Annotated in this window: 14 protein-coding genes; 1 reads left to right on the forward strand and 13 read right to left on the reverse strand. The window is 71.5% G+C overall.

Going from position 1 to position 22,875, the window contains the following annotated elements; translation table 11 throughout:
- Position 1: 1 nt before the first annotated feature.
- The 5 genes from AB0L89_RS10360 to AB0L89_RS10380 are packed head-to-tail and all read right to left on the reverse strand — an operon-like array spanning position 2 to position 4,044.
- Positions 2-1,198, reverse strand: a complete 1,197-nt coding sequence (locus AB0L89_RS10360) for an acyl-CoA dehydrogenase family protein (protein ID WP_365137440.1) — start codon at positions 1,196-1,198, stop codon at positions 2-4.
- Positions 1,198-1,458: an acyl carrier protein gene (locus AB0L89_RS10365; RefSeq protein ID WP_365137443.1), complete on the reverse strand. Its 261-nt coding sequence runs from the start codon at positions 1,456-1,458 to the stop codon at positions 1,198-1,200. The genes AB0L89_RS10360 and AB0L89_RS10365 overlap by 1 nt, the downstream gene beginning before the upstream one ends.
- Positions 1,459-1,493: 35 nt before the next feature.
- A complete protein-coding gene (locus AB0L89_RS10370; RefSeq protein ID WP_365137446.1) occupies positions 1,494-2,735 on the reverse strand; it encodes a phosphopantetheine-binding protein in 1,242 nt (413 codons plus the stop codon).
- Positions 2,732-3,004, reverse strand: coding sequence for an acyl carrier protein (locus AB0L89_RS10375; RefSeq protein ID WP_365137449.1), 273 nt, complete (start codon positions 3,002-3,004; stop codon positions 2,732-2,734). The genes AB0L89_RS10370 and AB0L89_RS10375 overlap by 4 nt, the downstream gene beginning before the upstream one ends.
- Positions 3,004-4,044 carry a ketoacyl-ACP synthase III family protein gene (locus AB0L89_RS10380; RefSeq protein ID WP_365137452.1) on the reverse strand — a complete coding sequence of 347 codons (1,041 nt, stop codon included), beginning with the start codon at positions 4,042-4,044 and terminating at the stop codon, positions 3,004-3,006. Before AB0L89_RS10380 ends, AB0L89_RS10375 begins: the two co-directional genes overlap by 1 nt.
- Before the next feature lie 451 nt (positions 4,045-4,495).
- On the opposite strand from AB0L89_RS10380, the gene AB0L89_RS10385 reads away from it, so the two are divergent.
- Complete coding sequence (locus AB0L89_RS10385) at positions 4,496-5,098, forward strand: acyltransferase (RefSeq protein ID WP_365137455.1); 603 nt, start codon at positions 4,496-4,498, stop codon at positions 5,096-5,098.
- Position 5,099: 1 nt separating this feature from the next.
- Here AB0L89_RS10385 and AB0L89_RS10390 read toward each other — a convergent pair whose 3' ends face one another.
- From AB0L89_RS10390 to AB0L89_RS10425, 8 genes are all read right to left on the reverse strand, one after another.
- The gene (locus AB0L89_RS10390; protein ID WP_365137458.1) at positions 5,100-6,482 is read right to left on the reverse strand and encodes an NDP-hexose 2,3-dehydratase family protein; all 1,383 of its coding nucleotides are present in this window, start codon (positions 6,480-6,482) and stop codon (positions 5,100-5,102) included.
- The gene (gene rfbB / locus AB0L89_RS10395; protein WP_365137461.1) at positions 6,479-7,462 is read right to left on the reverse strand and encodes a dTDP-glucose 4,6-dehydratase; all 984 of its coding nucleotides are present in this window, start codon (positions 7,460-7,462) and stop codon (positions 6,479-6,481) included. The genes AB0L89_RS10390 and rfbB overlap by 4 nt, the downstream gene beginning before the upstream one ends.
- Positions 7,459-8,526, reverse strand: coding sequence for a glucose-1-phosphate thymidylyltransferase (locus AB0L89_RS10400; protein WP_365137464.1), 1,068 nt, complete (start codon positions 8,524-8,526; stop codon positions 7,459-7,461). Before AB0L89_RS10400 ends, rfbB begins: the two co-directional genes overlap by 4 nt.
- Before the next feature lie 25 nt (positions 8,527-8,551).
- On the reverse strand, positions 8,552-9,667 hold the full coding sequence (locus AB0L89_RS10405; protein WP_365137467.1) for a DegT/DnrJ/EryC1/StrS family aminotransferase: 1,116 nt from the start codon (positions 9,665-9,667) through the stop codon (positions 8,552-8,554).
- Between the two features lie 146 nt (positions 9,668-9,813).
- Positions 9,814-11,052: a glycosyltransferase gene (locus AB0L89_RS10410; protein ID WP_365137470.1), complete on the reverse strand. Its 1,239-nt coding sequence runs from the start codon at positions 11,050-11,052 to the stop codon at positions 9,814-9,816.
- Positions 11,049-12,038, reverse strand: a complete 990-nt coding sequence (locus tag AB0L89_RS10415) for an SDR family NAD(P)-dependent oxidoreductase (protein WP_365138549.1) — start codon at positions 12,036-12,038, stop codon at positions 11,049-11,051. Before AB0L89_RS10415 ends, AB0L89_RS10410 begins: the two co-directional genes overlap by 4 nt.
- Position 12,039: 1 nt before the next feature.
- The gene (locus tag AB0L89_RS10420; protein ID WP_365137473.1) at positions 12,040-13,242 is read right to left on the reverse strand and encodes a macrolide family glycosyltransferase; all 1,203 of its coding nucleotides are present in this window, start codon (positions 13,240-13,242) and stop codon (positions 12,040-12,042) included.
- A gap of 73 nt (positions 13,243-13,315) precedes the next feature.
- Positions 13,316-22,849 (reverse strand): SDR family NAD(P)-dependent oxidoreductase, encoded by a 9,534-nt coding sequence (locus tag AB0L89_RS10425; protein WP_365137476.1) that lies wholly within the window; start codon positions 22,847-22,849, stop codon positions 13,316-13,318.
- Positions 22,850-22,875: the final 26 nt, after the last annotated feature.

The raw sequence follows: 22,875 nt of genomic DNA on the forward strand, positions 1-22,875 counted from the left end.
GTCAGACAAGGCGGACCTCCGCGTCGAGCAGGGCGAGCTTGCCCCCCGCTTGGTGGAGCCGGTCGTTGTTGTAGTTCAGGGCGGCCGACCGCAGGTCGCGCAGCGAGCGCTCCAGGCCCGTGGGGCCGCCCTTGAGGTAGCCGTGGCGCAGCCCGACCGCGTCGATCAGGTCCTCGACGGCCCGGTGGCACTCCTCCGACGCGGTGATCTTCAGCGCGTTGATCTGGAGCTGGTAGCGCGGACGGGACAGGTCGTCGCCGTCCGCCCGCACCTGGAGGTACGTGGCGGCGGTGTGCCGCATCAGGGCGTGCACGGTGTCCAGGCGCTGGCGGGCCCGGGACAGCCGGGTCAGCAGCAGCTCGGAGCCGAGGTCGGCGCTCTTGCGCCCGGCGGGGCTGCGCAGCATGTGCAGCACCCGGGACAGGGCGCCGCTCGCGGTGCCCAGCCAGCTCGCCGCCCAGCCCAGGTGCGCCAGGGGACCGAAGGTGTCGAGGACGATGTGGCGGAACTGGCCGTGCTCGCCGATCACCTGATGCTCCGGCACCCGGCCGGTGAGGTGGAGCGCGGTGCTGTGGCTGGCCCGCATGCCGAGCGGGTTCCACTCCCCCGACGGCTTGATGTCGAGCTGGTCGCGGTGCGCGTAGACCAGGGAGACCTCGTTGGGCGACCGGGACTCGGGGCTGCGCATGGTGACGAGGAACCCGTCGGCGTACATCCCGCCGGTCACGATCGGCGCGAACCGGTCGATGTCCAGCCAGCCCGGCTCCGCGGTGAGTTCGGCCTCCGCCGTCAGCAGGTGACCGCCCTTGCCGGCCTCGGTGGTCACCGACGCGAGGTAGGCACGGCCGGCGGCGATCCGCGGCAGCAGCTCACCGGCCAGCCGCTCGTCGGCGTGGTCGACGATGCCCGCCACCTGCTGGCAGTGCATCGAGAAGATCATCGCCACCGACATGTCGGCCCGGCCGAGGGCCATGCTGACGTCGAGCATGTCGTCCAGGCTGCCGCCGAGTCCGCCGTGCTCCTTGGGCACCATGAGCCCGAGGAGTCCGGTGGTGCGCAGCTCGTCCAGGACGGCGACCGGGAACTCGGCCGCCTCGTCCGTGGCGTCCGCGTGCTTCTCCGCCAGGGCCCTGACCTGTTCGACGGCCTCGGCCAGCTCAGGACGCACGCCCTGGGGAGCCGACACGACGGCGGTCATCAGGCGTCCACCGCCGAACCGGACTGTTCTCCCGTCGCGGAGTGGACGGCGTTCCACAGCTTGCCCGCGGTGCTGAAGGTCTCCTCGGTGAGCAGTTCGTCCGGCAGCTGGACGCCGAAGGTGTCCTCCACCGCGAACATCAGCTCGATGGCCTGCATGGAGTCGAGGCCGTAGGTACGCAGCGGGGTCTCGTCCGTGAGGGGGCGGTCATGGAGGTACGGGAGGAACGGGGTGAGCAGTTCGATGAATCGCGGGTCCACGGGAGGTCTGGCGCCTTTCGCAAGGGAGGTTTCGGCTAGGCGTCGCGCTGGGCGCGGCGCACCAGTTCGGTGAGGTCGGCGAGGCGGTGCAGCTTTTCGGGCACCAGGTCGGAGGCGGCGAACTCCACCTCGTACGCGGTCTCCAGCTGCTCGACGATCTCGACCATGCGCAGCGAGGTGAACGCCGGCAGTGCGGTGAGGTCGTCGTCGGGCAGGTGTTCCGCCGTCGTGCCGAGGACGGCGGCGACGGTGGCGCGCACGGCGGCGTGGAGCGCCTGCGCTTCGTCGCCGTCGCCGAGCCCCGCCGAGGGCGCCGGGCCCGGGGCGGCGGCGAGGAGTTCGGCGTCGGCGCGGAGCGCGTCCGCGGCCCTGGCGAGCAGCTCGGGCGGTTCGGCACGGCCGCGGGCGACCCGCCGGTAGGCCAGGTAGGCGTGCTCCACGACGCCGTCCCAGCGGGCCAGGTGCTCGGCGACCGCCGGCGGGAGCTCCGCGTCGCCGAAGCGGTACCGCGCGTGCAGGCGACGGGCGCGGGCCAGCAGCCAGGTCTCCAGGGTGAAGCGGTCCAACGCCTCGACGCGGTCGGGGTGTTCGGTGAAGTGCCGTACGTACTCCTCGCACCGCCGCGCGTGGTCCGCGGCGTCCCCGGCGCCCGGCGCCACCGGTTCGGGCGCGGGGCCCGGCGGCTTGGGACCGAGCCACACCACTTCGGCGCCCTCGGGCAGGGAGTCCACGAGGTCCGCCAGCTCTTCGCGTCCGTAGCGCAGCCGCTGCGGGCGGGCCCGGCCCCACTGGGTGTCGTTGTGGTACGCGTCCTCGACGGCGAGCCCGTCGCCGTCGGGTCCGACGAGGAAGCTGTGCTCGACGTGCTTGGTGCCGTGGTACGGCACCCAGGGCAGGTAGTAGGCGTCGGCGACCACGTAGACGGCCTCGGTCACGGACGCGAGTTCCGCTCCGGGCACGCGCCGGCGGTGGTCGGTGACCACCAGGCCCAGCAGGTCCTCGGCGTCCGCGAGGTGTTCGGCGAGGGTGGGCTCGGTGCTCGGCAGGGCGCCCTCTCCCTGACGGGGCGCGAAGCGCGGCCGCGCGCCCAGCCTGAGGTGCGTGCCGGCGCCGTGGTGACGGTCGGCGAGCAGGGCGAGGTTGACCTGAAGGCAGTCCAACAGCTCGGCGTGGACGGCGGGTTCGGGCACGGCCGGAGCCCCGGACACGGCGGTGGGTCCGGCGAGGGCGGGAGCACCGGCGTCGGCGGACGGGCTGCCGGGGGCGCGCTCGGTCATCGGGCCCCCTCGGAACCCTCGTTCACCAGGTCGACGAGGTCCTGAACCGTCTTCAGGCTGCGGCCGGTGAAGAGGTCGTCCGGCATCGCCGCGCCGAACTCGTCCTCCAACCGCGTCAGGATGCCCAGCAGCCCCATGGAGCTGACCTTCAGCCGCTCGCCGTCGAGCGGCTCGTCGTCGGGCAGTTGGGCCGGTGCGAGGTCGGCGCGGGCCTCGGCGACGACGATGGCCTTGACCGTCTCGGCGACGTCCTTGTGCTCCGTCCCCATCACGCCTCGCCCCAGGAGGGGAGGTCCGTGACCGTGAGGACGGTGGCGGAGCAGATCCAGCCGGGGCCCTGGGAGGTCATGAGGATGTTGTCGCCGGGCCGCAGCTCACCGGTCCGGGCCAGGTGGTCCAGGGTCAGGAAGATGTCCGCGCCGCCGGAGTGGCCGACCTTCTTCCCGTACTCCGCGCACAGCCGCTCGGCGGGAATTCCCAGGGGCCGCAGAAGGGCCTGGTCGACCATGCGGCTGTCGACGTTGATGGTGATGACCTTGGATATGTCGGCAGCGGTCACATCGGCATCGGAAAGTGACTGGTTGATGACTTCCAGATCAAATTTGAAGAAAGTCTGGAAAAGCTGCGGGAAATCCATCACATGGTCGACGAAATGCTGCGACCGCTCACCCATGTTGAAATGCTTCGCGGCTTCTCCGCGCGGCGGGAGAAGCGATTCGTCGCCGCGGTGCCACTTCTCGATCTCATGCAGGGTGCCGGAGTTCAGGGAGCGCACCTTCGCGAATCCACCGGTGCTGCTCGCCACTGCGGCCGCGGCGCCGTCGGAGTAGATGGACGACGTGCCGAAGTCGTTCCACCGGTTGAAGAGCGGGGTGGTGAAGTTCGACGCGGTGGTCAGCAGCACATTCTTCCGGCGGGCCGCACCGGTCAGCTGTCCGATTCCCACCTCGAGGGCACCCAGGAGTCCGTTGCAGCCCTGGTGGACGTCGAAGGAGGGAATGTTGCCGGCGCCCAGTTCACGGAGGATGTAACCAGGCGCGTAGGCCCCTTCGGGAACCTGGTAGTAGACGCTGCCGTGAACGTGCGCGTCGATCGCGGCGAGGTCGGTCGCCGACCTCTCGATGGCGTTGCGCGCCGCGCGAACTGCCATGTCAACGGCGGGTTCATCACCGGCGACATACGTCCCGACGAGGCCGGCGGCGGTGAACTCGCCGAGCTGGTACTCGCCGATGCCCGGAGCGTCCTCAGTGGCCACCCAGGTGGGCAGGTACGTCCCGATCGAGTCGATGTAGACATCCTCAACCCGCATTCCGGAATCCTTTCGATACGGTCGCTTGGAAGAAAGAGAGAAATAGACTTCGGCGCGGCACCACGAAAGGATTTTACGCATACGGAAGGCCGGATCAGACCCCGTAGTGAAACCCCTGCCCCGTCTCCAGAAAATGTTCCCCCGTGCCCGAATACGTCGGCGACTATCGCCCAGCTAAATAGTAGTAAGACCTTCGTGTCAAGGGCTGACGGAAGCGGCGCGAACGCCCGGACGACGGCCGCTGCGACCATGCAACGAAATCGACCACAGACCGTGACCGACACACCGACGACAAGAGCGGCCACACCCCGAATTCCACACCCACCAGCACAGTGACACCCTTACCCTCAGTGATCATTTACAAGCCCCCTCAGCAAACCGCACCCCCCTGTGATGTCAATCACAAACCATGGGCGGGTACGCTCTGGCGCTCCCGAGTTGAGGAGGAACGTTGGCTTCGTACATTCACCCCGACGCGGAGGTGGACGGCAAAGCGTTGGTCGGCGACGGAACATCGGTATGGGGCCTGTCCGCTATCCGCGAGCACGCCTCGGTGGGACGGAACTGCAACATCGGACGCGGCGTCTACATCGGCCCCGGAGTGACGCTCGGCGACGACTGCAAGGTCCAGAACCACGCCCTGGTCTACGAGCCCGCACAGGTCGCGGACGGCGTATTCATCGGCCCCGCCGCGGTGTTCACCAACGACACCCACCCGCGCGCCGTCACGCCCGACGGGCGGCACAAGCGTGCCGAGGACTGGACGCCCGTCGGTGTGACGGTCCATCACGGTGCCTCCATAGGCGCTCGTGCGGTCTGCGTGGCCCCGGTGACCATCGGCAGCTGGGCCACCGTCGCGGCCGGTGCGGTGGTCACCCGGGACGTCCCCGACCACGCCCTGGTCGCCGGAGTGCCGGCCCGCCGCATCGGCTGGGTCGGACGCGCCGGAGTACCGCTGGAGGACCAGGGCGAGGGCAGGTTCCGCTGCCCGGAGACGGGCGAGGGCTACACGGAACGGGACGGTGCGCTGCACCGGGACGACACCTCCGGCTGAGCTACCGGCGCGGCAGGGTGTTCATGCAGGCGAGCAGCGTACGTGCCTGCACACTCAGGTAGTTGCCGTGCCGGAGCAGCTCGCCCAGCTGCGTCATCGTGAACCACGCGCAGTCCGCGGGCGGTTGCACCGGATGGTCGTCGTCCACCTCGACCACCAGGTGCCGCGACACCGCGTTCAGGAACCGTCCGCCCTCCTCCGAGTGCACCGCGTCGTAGCGGATCCGGGAGCGGTCCGCGGCGAGCACGTAGTCCAGCAGCGGCGGTTCGACGGTGTGGTTCTCCGGCACGCACTGCACCGTCGGCCCCAGCTCCACCGTCTGCCGGAAGCCGGGCTCGGCACGGGCCCGCATCAGCACATGCGTCACTCCGCCGAACTCCCGCACCACGAAGGCGACCACGCCCGGTCCCGTTGGCTCGAACAGCGGCTGGCTCCAGCGCGCCACCTCGCGGCTCCCGGCCTGGACCGAGACGGCCACCACGCGGAAGAAGCGGCCGTCCGGACGCGCGATCTGCTCGGCGTCGCGATGCCAGCCCTCCGTGTCGCGCAGCGGGATCCTGGACACCTCGATGTCCTGGTCGCTGCGCTGCCCGGTGAACCAGCTCTGGAGCTCCGGGCTGGGGTGCAGCGCTCCCTCGCCGCCCCCCTCGCGGGGCAGGAAGGGGGTCAGGCAGGACAGCACCGTCCGCGCGTCCATGTTGACCACGTTGTCCCGGCCCAGCAGTTCGCTGAGCTGGCCCAGCGTGAGCCACTGGAAGTCGTCGCCCAGCGGCACGTCCTCGTCGGTCTCCACGAGCATGTTGCGGTTGTTCTTGTGGTAGAACCAGGCGCCGTGCTCCGACTGGAGCACATCGGCGATCACCCGGCCGCGGCCGGGACCGACGAAGTGCTCGATGTAGCGGACCGCCGAACCGCGGTGCACCCGCGTGTAGTTGCTGCGCGTGGCCTGCACCGTCGGCGAGAGCTGGAGCAGGTTCGGATTGCCCGGCTCCATCTTGGCCTGCATCAGGAAGTGCGGCACCCCGCCGAAGTCCTTGACCAGGATGCCCAGGATGCCGACTTCCGGCTGCCGGATGATGGGCTGGTCCCACTTCTCGTAGGGGCCCTCGGCCGAGGCCACCCGGAGCCCGTCGACGCTGAAGAAGCGGCCGCTGGAGTGGACGAGGCTGCCGGTGCCGGGCGCGAAGCTCCAGCCGTCGGCTTCCTCGAACGGCACGCGTTCGACCCGGAAGGGGTGTGCCCGGCGCCGCCCTTCGAGCCATGCGTCGAACTCCTCGGTCGGCAGCAGCCCACCGTCGCGGGCCCGTGCCGAGGCCATGAGCCGTCCGGGCAGCGCGGGGTCGTCGGCCGGGCGCAGCGCCTCGGGCCCGAGCACCGTGGTCATACGGCGTCCCCCGTCCGCTCCTTCAGGGGCTTCCACCAGCCGGGGTTGTCCCGGTACCACGCCACGGTGTCGGCGAGCCCGCTCTCGAAGGACACCGCGGGGGCGTACCCGAGTTCCTCCCTGATCTTGCTGTCGTCCAGGGCGTAGCGCAGGTCGTGGCCCTTGCGGTCGGTGACCTGCCGCAGCAGCGCCGCGGGTGCGTCGCACAGCTCCAACAGGGCTTCGGCGATCTGCCGGTTGGTCCGCTCGTTGCCGCCGCCGACGTTGTAGACCTCGCCGGCCCGGCCGTCGGCGAGGACCAGCTGGATCGCGGCGCAGTGGTCGGTCACGTGCAGCCACTCGCGGATGTTGGAGCCGTCGCCGTACAGCGGCACCGACTCGCCCGCGAGCAGGTTGGTGGCGAACAGCGGTATCAGCTTCTCCGGGTGCTGGTACGGCCCGTAGTTGTTGGAGCAGCGGGTGATGGACACGTCCAGACCGTGGGTGCGCCAGTAGGCCCGTGCGATCAGGTCGCCGCCCGCCTTGGACGCCGCGTACGGCGAGTTGGGCGCCAGCGGCCACTGCTCGGTCCACGAGCCGCTGGAGATGGAGCCGTACACCTCGTCGGTGGAGATGTGCACCACTCGCTGCACGCCCGTGCGCAGGCATGCCTCCAGCAGCACCTGGGTGCCGGTGACGTTGGTCGTCATGAAGGCGGTCGGGTCGTCGATGGAGCGGTCCACGTGCGACTCGGCCGCGAAGTGCACCACGGCGTCGTGGCCGGGGAGCAGCTCAAGGAGCAGCGGCAGGTCGCAGATGTCGCCGTGGACGAACTCCAGCCGCTCGTGGCGGGCGGGGAGGTTGTCGCGGTTGCCGGCGTAGGTGAGCTTGTCGAGCACGGTCACGCGCGCCTGCTCGTAGCCGCGGTAGCCGCCGTCGAGCAGGGTGCGGACGTAGGCGGAGCCGATGAATCCGGCACCCCCGGTGACCAGGATCCTCATGCGGCCACCTCGATCCGGCTGTGGTCGCCCACGATGAGCCGGTGCGGGCCGTCGGCCGCGGCGGACCGTCCGACGCTGGCCTCGCGCCCGATGACGGAGGCGTGCACCGGGCCGACGTCGCGCAGGCTGGCGCCCTCCAGCACGATCGTGTCGCTGACGCCCGCACCGCTCAGCAGGCAGTCGCGGCCGATGGCGGTGTGCGGGCCGACGGAGCTGTCCTCCACCAGTGCCCCGGCGCCCACCACGGCCGGGCCGACGATCCGGGAGCGCACGACCCGCGCGCCCTCCTCGATCACCACGGCGCCGATCAGCTCGCTGTCGGCGTCGACCTCGCCGGCCACGGACGGCTTCAGCCGGTCCAGGAGCTCGCGGTTGCACGCCAGCACGTCGTCGATCCGCCCGGCGTCCTTCCAGAAGCCCTGGTAGGTACGGGCGGTGACCTCCTCCCCCTGGGCCACCAGCCACTGGATGGCGTCGGTGATCTCCAGTTCGCCGCGGGCGCTGGCCTCGATCGCGGCGACGGCCTCGTGGATGGCGGGCGTGAAGAAGTAGACGCCGACCACGGCCAGGTCGCTGACGGGGTGTTCCGGCTTCTCCACGAGCCTGAGCACCCGGCCCTCGGCGTCGACCTCGGCGACGCCGAACGCCCGCGGGTCGGCCACCTTGTGCACCACCAGCTCGGCGGCGGGCCGGTTGTTCCGGAACTCCGCGGCGATGTCCGCGACGCCCGAGGTGAGGACGTTGTCCCCCAGGTACATCACGAAGTCGTCATCGGCCAGGAAGTCCCGGGCGATGGCCACGCAGTGGGCGAGACCGCACGGGGCCTCCTGGGGGATGTAGGTGAGCTCGACCCCCAGTTCGGAGCCGTCGCCGAGGAGATCGGCGATCTTCTCCGGACGGTCGCCCACCACGATGCCGATGTCGGTGACGTCCATGGCCCGCAGCTCCTCGATCACATGGACCAGGACGGGCTTGTTGGCCAGCGGGATCAGCTGCTTGGGCCGGGAATGGCTGAAGGGCCGCAGGCGGAGGCCCATGCCCCCGGACAGCACCAGTGCTTTCATCGGAGATTGCTCCTCAGAGGGTGGTTCAGGACAGGGTGGACAGGACGTCGCGCAGCGCGGCGATCACCTTGTCCTGGACGTCCAGGGGCAGCGAGGGGTACATGGGCAGGGAGAAGATCTCCTCGGCGAGCGCCTCGGTGACCGGCAGGGATCCCTTGGCGTACCCGAGGTGGGCGAAGCCGGTCATGGTGTGCACCGGCCACGGGTAGCTGATGTTCAGCGAGATGTCGTACGCCTTGAGGCGCTCGATGATCTCGTCGCGCCGGGGGTGGCGCACCACGTAGACGTAATAGACGTGCTCGTTGCCGTCGTTGGTGGTGGGCAGCTTCAGGTCGGTGAGGTCGCCCAGGCCCTCCTCGTAGCGGCGTGCGACGGCGCGCCGGCCGTCGACGTAGGCGTCGAGGCGGGTCAGCTTGCGGCGCAGGATCTCGGCCTGCACCTCGTCCAGGCGGCTGTTGTGGCCGGGGGTCTGGACGACGTAGTAGACCTTCTCCATGCCGTAGTAGCGCAGTCGGCGCAGGGCGGCGTCGACCTCCTCGCTGTCGGTGACGACACCGCCGCCGTCGCCGTAGGCGCCAAGCACCTTGGTGGGGTAGAAGGAGAAGGCGGCGACGTCGCCCATGGTGCCGGCGAGCCGGCCGTGGTGACGGGCGCCGTGCGCCTGGGCGCAGTCCTCGACGATCGCCAGCCCGTGCTGCTCGGCGAGGGCCTTGAGGGGGGCCATGTCGACGCACTGCCCGTACAGGTGGACCGGCAGCAGGGCCTTGGTGCGGGGGGTGATCGCGGCGGCGACCTGGTCGGTGTCCATCAGGAAGTCCTCGGCCCTGACGTCGACGAAGACCGGGGTGGCGCCGGTGCCGTCGATGGCGAGGACGGTGGGGGCCGCGGTGTTGGACACCGTGATCACCTCGTCACCGGGGCCGACGCCGACGGCCTGCAGCGCCAGCTTGATGGCGTTGGTGCCGTTGTCCACGCCCGCGCAGTGGCGGAGGCCGTGGTAGGCCGCGAACTCCTCCTCGAAGCCGCGCACACTGGCGCCGAGCACCAGCTGCCCGGAGTCGAAGACCGTCTCGACCGCGTCGAGGATGTCCTTGCGCTCGTTCTCGTACTCGGTGAGGTAGTTCCAGACGTACGTGGTCATGGGGTGGGAACCTCCAAGGTCATGCGGAGTGGAACCTGAAGGCTCCGGCCGGAAGAAGTGGTGCGGAAAAGGGCGTGCGAGGGCGCCGTGGGACGGCCGCGGTCAGCCGGCGAGGGCGGGCGCCGCTCGCGAGAGGGGTCGACGGGTCAGGCGGTGGTGTCCGACACCCACGACTCGATCAGGTCGCAGGCGGTGTCCACACCGCGGTCGGCGCGCACCCGGGCACCGAGTTCGGCGGCGCGCTCGGCGTACCCCGGGTCGGTGACGACCTCGTCGAGTGCGGCGCGCAGCTGCGCCCCGGTGAGCTTCTGGAACGGGATGGGCCTGGTGCCCACTCCGACCTGGGCGGTCCGAGCCGCCCAGTAAGGGCCGTCGGCCCAGCAGGGGATGGTCACCTGGGGCACCCCGGAGCGCAGCGCGTCCGCGGTGGTGCCGAAGGTCGCGCCGTGGATGACCGCGGCGACCTGCGGGAAGAGCCAGCCGTAGTCGACCTCCCGCACGCGCAGTTCGTCGTCGGTGCGGTCGCCCTCGGGTCCGCCGATGACGACGAGCCGGCGCCGGGTGTGCCGGACGGCCTCCCGGACCAGGGCGAGGGTCTCCTCGCCGTACACCGGCCAGGCGCTGCCCAGCGCCAGCACGAACGGCTTCGAGCCGGCGGCGAGGAAGTCCACCAGATCGGCCGGGGGCTGCTGCTCCGGCCGCTGCCAGGTCCAGTAGCCGGTCACGTGGACGCGCTCGGGCCAGTCGGACGCCGGGGGCAGGAAGTGCGGGCTGTACGGGTAGAGCACCGGCTGCTGGTGGCCCAGTCGGCCGACCGGCGACTTGGACACCTTGGGGAGCCCCTTGCGGCCGCGGAACCGGTTGACGGCGGGGCGGTTGAACGCCCATTCCATCTGGGCGGCCATGCCGTGGGTGAACCGGGTGTAGGCCGGGCCCAGCGGCAGGTCGGGGGTCTTGTAGGCGCGGAACTCCCGGGTGGGGGTGATGGGCCACCACGAGACGGTGCCCCACGGCACGCCCGGGTCGGCGTAGCCGGCGCCGCGGGTGATCAGGTTGCTGAGCATGAAGTCGGAGCCCTGGGCGATCTCGTGCATCCGCTCCAGCGAGTCGGCGACCTCGTCGACGCTGGGGCGGGGCATGACCATCGCGGTGCGGATCGACGAGGGGCTCTTCCGGATGGACTTCACGACCGCGGGCGCGGCGAAGTAGTCGGCGCCGCTGCCGGGTATCTCACGGAAGTTGAGCCCGGCCTCCTCCACCATGGCCTTGAAGTCCACCGAGGTGGCCAGGTCGACGTCGTGGCCGCGGGCCCGGAGCCCCGCCCCCAGCGCGACAAAGGGGTGCACGTCGCCGCGCGTTCCGAACGTCTGCAGTGAAACCTTCATTTCGCCCTCTGCAAGTGCTTGTGGTACCACTGCGCGGTTTCGCGCAGACCGTCCTTCAGGGATCTCGGTGCGAAGTCCACCAGGGAATGGAAGGCGTCGAGATCCAGTGCGCGCCGGGACGCCCCGACGGGCTTGTCCGGATCGATCCTGACCCTGCCGGCGTCACATCCGGCGGCCTCCGCCACGAGATGGGCGAGGTCGAGGATGGAGACCGACTCATCGGTCCCGACGTTCAGCGTCTGGAACCGGCCGTCTTCGACCATCTTCAACACGGCGAGCACCAGGTCCTTCACGTGGATGAAGGTCCGGGTCTGGCTGCCGTCTCCCCAGATCTCGATGTCCTGCCCGGAGGCGAGCCTGCCGAGCATGTTGGGGATGACGTGATTCGTGGTCGTACCGAAATCGTCACGGGGACCATACACATTGGTCGGGCGCGGTGTATAGATCTTCATGCCGTACTGCTCGCGGTACAGGTCCGCCAGCACCTCGGTGAACATCTTCGACAGCCGGTAGCCGTTCGGCGTGTACTGCATGTGCCGGCGGTGGTCCTCGTCCTCACGTACGGGGGACGTGCTCTGGTACGAGTAGATCTCGGCCGAACTGAGCAGCACCACATCGGCGATCCGCCGGTGCCGGGCGAGGTTCAGCACATGGGACAGCATGCGCATGTTCTCGTCCAGCATCCGGCCCGCCTGCTGAAGCAGGAACTCCATGTTGCCGTCGAGAGTGGCGCAGTTGACGACGGCGTCGATGCGCGGCACGGCCTCGGTGGCGGCGACCAGCGCCTCGTAGTCCAGCAGGTCCACGCGCAGCGGCCGCAGCGCCGGGACGTCGGGGAGTTCGGCGAGGGTCTCGGGCCGCTCGCCCCGGTACAGGCAGAGCACCTCCGCGCCCCTGTCCAGCAGCTCCTCGACGAAGTGGGAGCCGACGAAGCCGAGCCCACCGGTCACGAGGACGGTGCGGCCGGCCCAGTGGTCCGACGCCATGTCAGCCACGCCCCAGGTACGCCTCGATGGCGTCGGCGGCCCGCCGGGCGCCGCCGCCCGCGCGGACCTGCCGCCCCATCTCCGTCACCCGCCGACGGATCTCCGGGTCCTCGGCGGCCTCCAGGACGGCGGCGCGCAGCGCCTCGGGGGTGACCTCGGTGCGGGCGATCCGCAGCCCCAGGCCCAGTTCGGCGATCCTGCGGGCGGTGAAGTCCAGCTCCACGGACTGCGGTACGGCCACCATCGGGGTGTCGTGGTAGAGCGACTCCATCGCACCGCGGATCCCGGCATGGGTCACGAAGACCTGTGCGTGCTCGAGGACGGCCTGCTGCGGCACCTCGCGATGGACCTCGAAGTGGTCGGGGAGCGAGCCCAGTTCGGCGGGGTCGACCCGGTGGCCGGTGGCCATCACCACGTGCCAGGGCAGGTCGGCGAACGCCTCGGCGCAGGCACGGAAGAAGTCGGGGCGCTCGTTGAAGACCGTGCCCAGGGCGATCAGCAGCACGGGCCGGCCGTCGGCCGGCGGGCTCCAGGGCTTCTGGGTCGCGGGGTCGGCCAGGCCGGGGCCGACGAACACGTACCGGTCGTCGAAGCTGTCCGCGGCGGGCTGGAACTCCTCGGCCAGGAACACGACGTTGAGGTCCTCGGCCGCGGCGAGGAAGTCACCGGGGCCGGGTGCGGAAAGCCCCTGCCCCAGCCGGAACTCCGCGAGCTCCGTGCCGAACCGGATCAGCGCCGGATGCTGCGGGTCGAGGGCCGGGAACTCCTCGGCGAGCGCCTGGAGCACGGAGAAGTGCTCGTTGGACGCGAACATCGGCACCGACTGGGCCGCCGGGCGCTCCCACTTCTCGGCGAGCGCGCGGCCCGCGAAGTTCATGAGCGCGTCGTACACCACCAGGTCCGGCAGGTCCGCGGCGAGTTGTGCCGCGGCGGCGGTCGCCGCCGCGATGTTCTCGCGCAGGTGCTGCACCGGCCCCTGGGCCAGCTCGTCGGCCGACATCTCGGCCGGCGCACCGCGGTCCGCGGGCCATACGGAGGTGTAGCGCACGGTCTCGGCGCCGGTGGCGGCGACGCGTTCGGCGTACTGGTCCGTGGTCACGTACGTCACCCGGTGGCCTCGCTCCACCAGGTCGGCGACGACGGACAGGGTGGGGTTCACATGCCCTTGATAGGGCGAGCCGAAGAACGCGATGTGGTGCTTCACTGAGACGTACTCCTCTTTCAGGTGTTTCAAGGCGGCCGAGTTCTTCCTGGCCGCCGGGTGCCGTCGGGTCCGGTCAGACCGTTTCGGTGAGCCATTCCTCGACGGCACGTGCCGTCGATCCGGCGCATTCCTCGACGATGGTGAAGTGGTTTCCGGGTACGTCCCGCACCGCGTGGTCCAACTTCCAGGTGGCGCGCAGCATCGCGCCGTCCGCCGTGGTCCCGGACGGACCCGGCATCGATTCGGTGGCACGCACCAGCAGGGTCGGCGTCGCGATGGGCTCCGGCCGCCAGGGGCCGAGGATGCGGTGGTACCCGCCCATGGCGGTGAGCCGGTTCTCGTTCATGATGTCCCCGCCGAGCTTCGCCTCGCGGTCGAAGACCACATCGAGCATGGCCGCCGCCACCTCGTCCTCGGCCGTGTCCTCCGGCCAGGGCACGTCCAGCAGCACCAGCGCGGCGGGACGCAGTCCGAGACGTTCGAGCCGGGCCGTGGCGGCGTGCGCGATCTGGCCGCCGGCGGAGTGCCCCACGAGGACGAACGGGTCCTCGCCGGCGGCCCGGCGCACGGCCTCGGCGTGCAGCTCCGCGAGCGCCGGCATGTCGGCGGGAAGGTGCTCGCCGTGCAGGAACCCCGGCTGCGGCAGCACGGTCACGTCGCGCCGGCCACGGAAGTGGTCGGCGAAGCGCGTGTACTGCTGGGGCCCCGCCGTGGCCACGACCGCCGGCAGGCAGAGCAGCCGGGGACGGGCCTCCCCGACCGCAAGCCGTACGGCGGCCGGGACGTGGTCGGCGGCGGTCGCGGCGTCGAACGTCGGACGCAGCACCGACGCGGCCGTGATCAGCTCGTTGCCCGCGGCGTGCCGTCCCTCGGCGTGTGCCTGCCGGAACAGCGCGGTGACGCCGCCCTGTTCGGCGCTCCGGGCACGCCCGGTGCCCGCGCCGTCCGCGCCGCCGTCCGCGTCCGCCGCACCGGACTCGGCCAACTCCCGCAGCAGGTAGGAGACGACGGCCGAGGGCACGGTGTACTCGAAGAGGAACGCCGTCGGGAGCCGCAGTCCGGTGGCCACGCTGAGCCGGTTGCGGAGGTCCACCGACATCAGCGAGTTGAACCCCGACTCGAAGAACCCGCGGTCCAGTTCGACCGTGTCCGGTGCGGTGTGCCCCAGGACCGTGGCGGTCTCGGCGCGCACCAGGTCGGCGACGACGGCGGTCCGCTCCGCGGCCGGGAGCCCCGCAAGGCGCCGGGCCAGGTCCGGGCCGACGGGGGCGCCGCCACCCGCGGCGGCCGTCCGCCGGGCCGGAGCGCGGCGCACGGCGACCCGTACGCCCTCACCCGCCTCGGCCACCGCTCCGGACTCCGCCACCAGGCCGGCGACGTCCCGGCGCGTCAGCGCCAGCGTCTCCACCCGTGCCACCGGCGCGCCCGTGGCATCGGCGAGGGTGACGGCGAGCGCGTCGGGCTTGGCTCCCGCGATCCGTACGCGCAGCGAAGTGGCGCCGACGGCGTGCAGGGCGACACCGCGCCAGGAGGACGGCAGCCACAGGGACTCCACGTCACGCCCGGCGTCGCTCTCCCCCTGCGTGCCGTCCTCGGACTCCCCCTGCGTGCCGTCCTCGGAGTCACCGAAGGCGGCACGGGCGGCGAACCGGGCCGCGTCGAGCGCGGCGTCCAGCAGCGCGGGGTGGAGGCCGAAGCCCGCGGCCTCCGCCTCCCGCTCCTCCGGCAGGGCCACCTCGGCGAACACCTCGTCGTCGCCGCGCCACACCGCCTGGAGCGCCCCGGTCGTCTCGACGGGCAGCGTCCCCGCAGGGACCGCGACGGCGCCGGCCGGGGGCCAGGCGGTCGCGTCGGCCGCCGGGGCGGCGTCCCCGGCCGTGGACGCGTCGTGCGCCGCGGGGGACGCGGCGTCGGCGGCCAGGACCCCGGTGGCGTGCCGCGTCCAGACGGCTCGGGCCGCGTCGTCGGCGTGCTCGGGGCGCGCGAAGACGCTGACCGCCCGGCGCCCTGCGGCATCCGGCCCGGTGACCCGCACGCGCAGCTGGACGGCGCCCTGTGCGGGCAGGACGAGCGGGGTGCCGAGCGTCAGTTCCTCCAGCGCCTGGCTGCCCACCTCGTCACCGGCACGGATCGCCAGCTCCACGAAGGCGGTGCCGGGCACCAGTACGGCCCCGTCCTCGCCCACCGACAGCTCGGCGAGCCAGGAGTGTGCCGACGCCGAGAGACGACCGGTGAAGACGACCTCGTCGGAGTCGGGCAGCTCGACCGCCGCGCCGAGCAGCGGGTGCTCGGTCGGAAGCAGACCCACCGCGTTGAGATCACCGGCTGCCGCGGGGTCGACCTCCAGCCAGTAGCGGCTGCGCTGGAAGGCGTACGTGGGCAGCTCGACGCGGGACGCGCCGGTTCCGGCGAACGCGCGCGTCCAGTCGACGCGTACGCCGTGCGTCCACGCCTCGGCCACCGAGGTGAGGAAACGGTCCAGGCCACCTTCGTCACGGCGCAGCGAGCCGACCGCCACGGTCTGCTCCACGCCGCGCGCCTCCAGCGTCTCCTGCACGCTCATCGTCAGCACCGGATGGGCACTCACCTCGATGAACGCACCGAAACCGGCATCGGCCAACGCGCCGACCGTCTCCTCGAAACGGACCGTCTGACGCAGATTGCGGTACCAGTAGCCCGCGTCCAGACCAGTGGTCTCCAGCGGCTGACCGGTCACCGACGAGTAGAACGGCACTCGGGCCGCCTGGGGACGGACATCCCTGAGAACACGGGCGAGTTCGTCCTCGATGCGCTCCACGTGGGAGGTGTGCGAGGCGTAGTCCACCGGGACCTTCCGCGCACGCACGCCCTCGGCCTCGCAGGCGGCGAGGAGTTCGTCCAGGGCGCCGGGCTCACCGGCCACCACGGTGGAGGACGGGCCGTTGACGGCGGCGATCTCCAGACGGTCAGCCCAGCGCTCCAGGCGGGACTCCACATCCGCCAGCGGCAACGCCACCGACATCATCCCGCCCCGACCCGCAAGGTCCTTCGCGATGGCCTGCGAGCGCAGGGCGACCACCCGGGCGCCATCCCGCAGCGACAGGCCACCCGCGACACATGCGGCGGCGATCTCGCCCTGCGAGTGCCCGACCACGGCCGACGGCTCCACGCCCAGCGAACGCCACACCTCGGCCAGCGACACCATCACCGCCCACGAAGCGGTCTGAACCACATCCACCCGGTCCAGGGACGGCGCGCCTTCCACCCCGCGCAGCACATCCACCAACGACCAGTCCACGAACTCCGACAGAGCCGCCGCACACTCGCCAAGCCGCTCGGCAAACACCGGGGAAGCATCCAGCAACTCCACACCCATGCCCGCCCACTGCGCACCCTGACCCGGGAACACGAACACCACACGGCCACGAGCACCGGCCGACGCACCACCGGCAGGACCGGTCACCACACCCGGGGCACTCTCCCCACGGGCCAGCGCCTCCAGGCAGGAGATCAGACCGTCGCGGTTCTCGGCGACGAGAGTGGCGCGGTGGCCGAACTCCGTACGTCCGGACGCCAGCGACCAACCCACGTCGGCCGGGGTCAGGGCCGGGGCGGCCTGGAGGTGCGAGAGCAGGCGCGAGGCCTGGTCGCGCAGGGCCTCCGCGCTACGGCCGGAGAGCGGCCACGGCACCGCCGCCGGCTCCGCCGGAGCTGCCGCCTCGGCCTCGGCAACCTCCACAGGCTCCGTCTCCGGCGCCTGCTCCAGGATCACGTGCGCGTTGGTGCCACTCACACCGAAGGACGACACACCCGCACGACGCGGACGCCCCTCCTCCAACTCCCACTCACGCGACTCCGTCAGCAGCTCCACCGAGCCAGCCGACCAGTCCACCTTCGACGACGGCTCATCCACATGCAGGGTCTGAGGCAGCACGCCGTGGCGCATCGCGAGCACCATCTTCATCACGCCCGCCACACCGGCCGCAGCCTGCGTATGACCGACGTTGGACTTCACCGAGCCGAGCCACAGCGGACGGTCCTCGGGGCGGCCCTGGCCGTACGTCGCCAGCAGCGCCTGCGCCTCGATCGGGTCACCCAGGGTCGTCGCGGTGCCGTGCGCCTCGACGGCGTCCACGTCGGTGGTGGAGAGCCGCGCGTCGGCCAGGGCAGCCCTGATCACCCGCTGCTGCGAGGGGCCGTTGGGCGCGGTCAGACCGTTGCTCGCGCCGTCCTGGTTCACGGCGCTGCCACGTACCACCGCCAGCACCGGATGACCGTTGCGGCGCGCGTCCGACAGCCGCTCCAACAGCAGCATGCCCGCGCCCTCGCCCCAGCCCGTACCGTCCGCCGTGTCCGAGAAGGCGCGGCAGCGGCCGTCCGGGGACAGCGCGCGCTGGCGGCTGAACTCCACGAAGAGGCCGGGGGTGGACATCACCGTGACGCCGCCGGCCAGGGCGAGCGAGCACTCGCCGCCTCGCAGCGCCTGCACCGCCAGGTGCAGCGCGACCAGGGACGACGAGCAGGCCGTGTCGACGGAGACGGCGGGCCCTTCCCAACCGAAGGTGTAGGAGAGCCGACCGGAGACGACGCTGGCCGCGCTGCCGGTCGCCAGGTATCCGTCGGACTCCTTCGGGGCGCGCTGGAGCAGCGCTCCGTAGTCCTGGCCGTTGGTGCCCGCGAAGACACCGGTCCGGCTGCCCTTCAGCGACCAGGGATCGACGCCCGCGCGCTCGACCGCCTCCCAGGCCGTTTCGAGCAGCAGCCGCTGCTGCGGGTCCATCGCCAGCGCCTCGCGCGGCGCGATCCCGAAGAAGGCGGGGTCGAAGTCCGAGGCGTCCGGCAGGAAGGAGCCCTCGCGTACATAGCTCTTGCCGATGCGGTCGGGGTCGGCGTCGTAGAGGCGCTCCACGTCCCAGCCGCGGTCCGAGGGGAACTCCGCGACGGCGTCGCCGCCCGAGGCGAGCAACTGCCACAGCGCGTCGGGGGTGTCGGCGCCTCCGGGGAAGCGGCAGCCCATCCCCACGATGGCGATGGGGTCGTCGTCGGTCGCGGTGCTCGCGGCGTTCGCGAAGGCGGCACCGCCCGCGTCCGTCCCCGCGGGTTCCTGTCCGGCTCCCGTGAGTTCGCTCCCGAGGTGGCGGGCGAGGGCGGCCGGCGTCGCGTAGTCGAAGACCAGCGTCGCGGGCAGGGCGAGGCCGGTGGCGGAGACGAGCCCGTTGCGCAGCTCGACCGCCGTCAGGGAGTCGAAACCGACGTCCTTGAACGAGCGCTGGCTGTCCACCGCGTCGGCGGTGGCGTAGCCGAGCACCGCGGCCGCGTGGTCGCGGACCAGGTCCAGGAGGAACTGCTCCCGGTCGGCCTCGGAGAGCTCGCGCAGTCGCTCGGCCAGGGCCGAGCCGGGGGCGGCCGTGTCGTGGCCGGCCGCGGCGGCGGAGGAGGCGGAGGCCGCGCTCTCGGGAAGCGCGGGCAAGAGGCCGCGCAGCAGCGCCGGGGTTTCGCCCGCCGCGCGCAGCACGGCGAGGTCCAGCCGTACGGGGATCAGGGCGGGGCGGTCGACCGCCAACGCCGCGTCGAACAGCGCGAGGCCCTGCTCGGCGGAGAGCGGCAGGACGCCGCCGCGGGCCATCCGGGCGAGGTCGGTGTCGCTGAGCTGTCCGCCCATGCCGCGGCGTTCGGCCCACAGTCCCCAGGCCAGCGAGACCGCGGACAGGCCCTGGGAGCGGCGGTGCTCGGCCAGGGCGTCGAGGAAGGCGTTGCCCGCCGCGTAGTTGCCCTGGCCCGCGCCACCGAAGGTGCCGGCCGCGGCGGAGAAGAGCACGAAGGCCCGCAGATCGAGGTCGGCCGTCAGCTCGTGGAGCTGCCAGGCGGCGTCCACCTTGGGGCGCAGCACGGTGTGCCACTGCTGGGGGTCGAGGGTCGCCACGAGGCCGTCGTCGACGACTCCGGCCGTGTGGACGACGCCGGTCAGCCGATCCCTGACCGAGTCGACGAGGTCCGCCATGGCCGCGCGGTCGGCGACGTCGGCGGCGACCATGCGCACGGACACGCCGAGCGCCGAGAGCTCGTCGGACCAGTCGGGGTCCGGCCCCGAGCGCGAGACCAGCACCATGTCGGTGACGCCGTGCGCCGTGGCCAGATGGCGGGTGACCAGCCGCCCCAGACCACCGGTGGCACCGGTCACCAGGACCACGCCGTCGGTCAGGTCGAGGCGGGCGGCCGACTCCGCGGGCTCCTTCGTGGACATCTCCGTGGGTACGTCCGCGGGCATCTCCGTGGGTACGTCCGTGGGTACGTCCGCAGGCATCTCCACGTGCTGGAGACGCGCGACGTGCGCACGTCCGTCGCTGACCCGGATCTGCGGCTCGTCCGCCGCCGCCCCCAGGCCGATGCGTACGGCTTCCTCGTCCAGCCGGTCGGCGGTGAGGAGGACGAACCGGCCGGGGTTCTCCGATTGCGCGGAGCGCACCAGGCCGCGGATCGGCTCGGCCACCAGGTCGGGGGCGTCGGTCGCCACGACCAGCTGAGCCGAAGCCGCCCGCGGATCGGACAGCCACGCCTGGAGCGTGCCCAGGACTCGCTCACCGAGGGCGTGGACGCGCTCGGGGACGGACAGCTCGGACGGCTCGGAGTCGCCGCCCAGCGTGAACACGACGAAACGCGGTATCTCGCCGTCGCTCTCGCGCGGTTCGCCTTGTTCACTCAGCTCGCGCCACTCGGCGTAGGACACCCAGTCCGCCGAGACGTCGGCGCTGTCGGTCGGCACCCAGGCGGTCTCGTACAGAGCCTCTTGGCGCGTCGCCGGCCCGTCGAGGGCCGAGCCGGGCTCGGCCGCCGTACGGGCGTGGTCCTCCAGCCAGTAGCGCTGGCGCTGGAAGGCATACGTCGGCAACTCGACGCGGGCCGCGCCCGTACCGTCGAACATCGTCGACCAGTCCACAGCAGCGCCGTGCACCCAGGCACGCGCCAGACCCGACACGAACGAGGCAGCCTCGGGGCGGCCGTTGCGCAGCACCGGAACGAACGCCGACTCCGGCGCCGTCTCGGCACCCATCGCGCTGAGCACACCATCGGGGCCCAGCTCGACGAACACCGACACACCCTGCGCCGTCAGCGACGCCACACCATCCGCGAAACGCACCGCCTCACGGACATGCCGGACCCAGTACTCCGCCGAACCCAACTCCGCAGCCGACGCGACCGCACCGGTCAGGTTCGAGACGACGGGAATCTGCGGCGCGGCGAACGTGAGGGATCCGGCGATGGCCCGGAAGTCGTCCAGCATCGGCTCCATGCACGGCGAGTGGAACGCATGCGAAACGACCAGGCGCTTCGTCTTACGGCCCGACTCGCGCAGCCGGTCCGCCACCGCCAGCGCAGCGTCCTCATCACCCGAGACCACCACGGACGTCGGCCCGTTGACCGCCGCGATGTCCACCCGGCCGTCGAACTCGGCCAACAGCGGACGCACTTCCTCCTCGGAGGCCTGCACCGCCACCATCGCGCCGCCCTCGGGCAGCGCCTGCATCAACCGGCCACGCGCAGCCACCAGACGAGCCGCGTCCTCCAGCGAGAACACACCCGCCACATGCGCAGCCACGATCTCACCGATCGAATGACCCGCCACAAAGTCCGGCCGCACACCGAACGACTCCGCCAGACGGAACAACGCCACCTCGACCGCAAACAGGCCCGCCTGCGTGAACACCGTCCGATCCAGCAGACCATCAACGGCACCGTCAGCGCTGTCGCCGAAGACCACCTCCCGCACCGACCGCGACACATGCCCGGCCAGCTCACGGTCCAGCACCCCACACGCCTCATCAAAGGCCCGCGCGAAAACGGGATACGCGGCATACAACTCACGCCCCATACCAACCCGCTGACTGCCCTGACCCGAGAACACCACCGCCAGCGAACCAGGAACCACACCACCCACAGGCCCCGTCACCACACCAGCAGCAAGCCCACCACCCGCCAACGCCCGAGCACCCGCGACCAACCCCTCAACACCCTCACCAACCACCACAGCACGGTGCTCGAACACCGCCCGCCCCGAAGCCAACGACCAGCCCACATCCACCGGCGACAACCCCGCAACACCCTCAACACGCGAGAGCAACCGCCCGGCCTGAGCCCCCAAAGCCTCCACACCACGACCCGACAACACCCACGGCACGATCGCCGGCGGGGTCGCGGGCTCGGCCGACACGTGTGCCTCGGCCTCGGCCTCCGGGTCCTCTTCCGGGGCCTGTTCGAGGATGACGTGTGCGTTGGTGCCGCTGACGCCGAAGGACGAGACGCCCGCCCGGCGCGGACGGTCGGCCTCGGGCCACTCCCGCTGCTCGGTAAGGAGCTCCACCGCGCCCTCGGACCAGTCCACCTTCGACGACGGCTCATCGACATGCAGGGTCTGGGGCAGCACCCCGTTCCGCATGGCGAGCACCATCTTCATCACACCGGCGATACCGGCCGCGGCCTGCGTGTGACCGATGTTGGACTTCATCGAGCCCAGCCACAGCGGACGGTCCTCCGACCGCCCCTGGCCGTAGGTCGACAGCAGCGCCTGCGCCTCGATCGGGTCGCCCAGCGTCGTACCCGTACCGTGCGCCTCCACCGCGTCCACGTCGGCCGACGTGAGGCGCGCGTTGGCGAGCGCCGCGCGGATGACGCGCTGCTGCGACGGACCGTTCGGCGCCGTCAGACCATTGCTCGCGCCGTCCTGGTTCACGGCGGAACCCTTGATCACGGCAAGCACCGGGTGACCGTTGCGCCGCGCGTCCGACAGCCGCTCCAGCAGCACCATGCCCGCGCCCTCGGCCCAGCCGGTTCCGTTGGCCGCGTCGGCGAACGCCTTGCAGCGGCTGTCGGGCGACAGCACCCGCTGCCTGCTGAACTCCACGAAGAGACCGGGAGTGGTCATCACCGTCACGCCGCCCGCCAGGGCGAGCGAGCACTCGCCGCCCCGCAGCGCCTGCGCCGCCAGGTGCAGGGTGACCAGCGACGCCGAGCACGCGGTGTCCACCGTGACGGCCGGGCCCTCCAGACCGAGGAAGTACGAGACGCGACCCGACAGCACCGCACCGGAACGGCCCGTACCCAGGTAGCCCTCGAGCCCCTCGGGGGTCTCCCGCAGCAGCGCCCCGTAGTCGTGGCCGTTCGTACCGGCGAAGACGCCGGTACGGCTGCCCTTCAGCGACGAGGGGTCGATTCCGGCCCGCTCGAAGGCCTCCCAGCTCGTTTCGAGCAGCAGCCGGTGCTGCGGGTCCATCGCCAGCGCCTCGCGCGGCGATATCCCGAAGAACGCCGGGTCGAAGTCGGCGACCCCGTCGAGGAAGGCACCCTCGCGGACGTAGCTCTTGCCCTGCCGCTCGGGATCCGGGTCGTAGATGTCCTCGCCCCAGCCGCGGTCCCCGGGGAATTCCGAGACCGCGTCGGTGCCGGTGGCCAGGAGCTCCCACAGCTGTTCGGGCGTGCGCACGCCTCCGGGAAAGCGGCAGCCCATTCCCACGATCGCGATCGGCTCCCGCGAGGCGGCAGCGAGCTTCCGGTTCTCCTTGCGCAGCCGTTCGGTTTCTTTGAGGGAGACGCGCAGGGCGTCGAGGATCTTCTCCGGAGACGTGTTACTCATCGGAACTAACTCCACATTTCTGGCGC

It is taken from the genome of Streptomyces sp. NPDC052114 (assembly GCF_040680155.1).
Classification (GTDB): Bacteria; Actinomycetota; Actinomycetes; order Streptomycetales; family Streptomycetaceae; genus Streptomyces.

Bases quoted from the DNA above. Each gene is read 5' to 3' on its own strand.
- AB0L89_RS10360 (WP_365137440.1), bottom strand. From the start codon at position 1,198: ATGACCGCCGTCGTGTCGGCTCCCCAGGGCGTGCGTCCTGAGCTGGCC.
- AB0L89_RS10370 (WP_365137446.1), bottom strand. From the start codon at position 2,735: ATGACCGAGCGCGCCCCCGGCAGCCCGTCCGCCGACGCCGGTGCTCCC.
- AB0L89_RS10375 (WP_365137449.1), bottom strand. From the start codon at position 3,004: ATGGGGACGGAGCACAAGGACGTCGCCGAGACGGTCAAGGCCATCGTC.
- AB0L89_RS10380 (WP_365137452.1), bottom strand. From the start codon at position 4,044: ATGCGGGTTGAGGATGTCTACATCGACTCGATCGGGACGTACCTGCCC.
- AB0L89_RS10390 (WP_365137458.1), bottom strand. From the start codon at position 6,482: ATGACCACGGTGCTCGGGCCCGAGGCGCTGCGCCCGGCCGACGACCCC.
- rfbB (WP_365137461.1), bottom strand. From the start codon at position 7,462: ATGAGGATCCTGGTCACCGGGGGTGCCGGATTCATCGGCTCCGCCTAC.
- AB0L89_RS10400 (WP_365137464.1), bottom strand. From the start codon at position 8,526: ATGAAAGCACTGGTGCTGTCCGGGGGCATGGGCCTCCGCCTGCGGCCC.
- AB0L89_RS10405 (WP_365137467.1), bottom strand. From the start codon at position 9,667: ATGACCACGTACGTCTGGAACTACCTCACCGAGTACGAGAACGAGCGC.
- AB0L89_RS10410 (WP_365137470.1), bottom strand. From the start codon at position 11,052: ATGAAGGTTTCACTGCAGACGTTCGGAACGCGCGGCGACGTGCACCCC.
- AB0L89_RS10415 (WP_365138549.1), bottom strand. From the start codon at position 12,038: ATGGCGTCGGACCACTGGGCCGGCCGCACCGTCCTCGTGACCGGTGGG.
- AB0L89_RS10425 (WP_365137476.1), bottom strand. From the start codon at position 22,849: ATGAGTAACACGTCTCCGGAGAAGATCCTCGACGCCCTGCGCGTCTCC.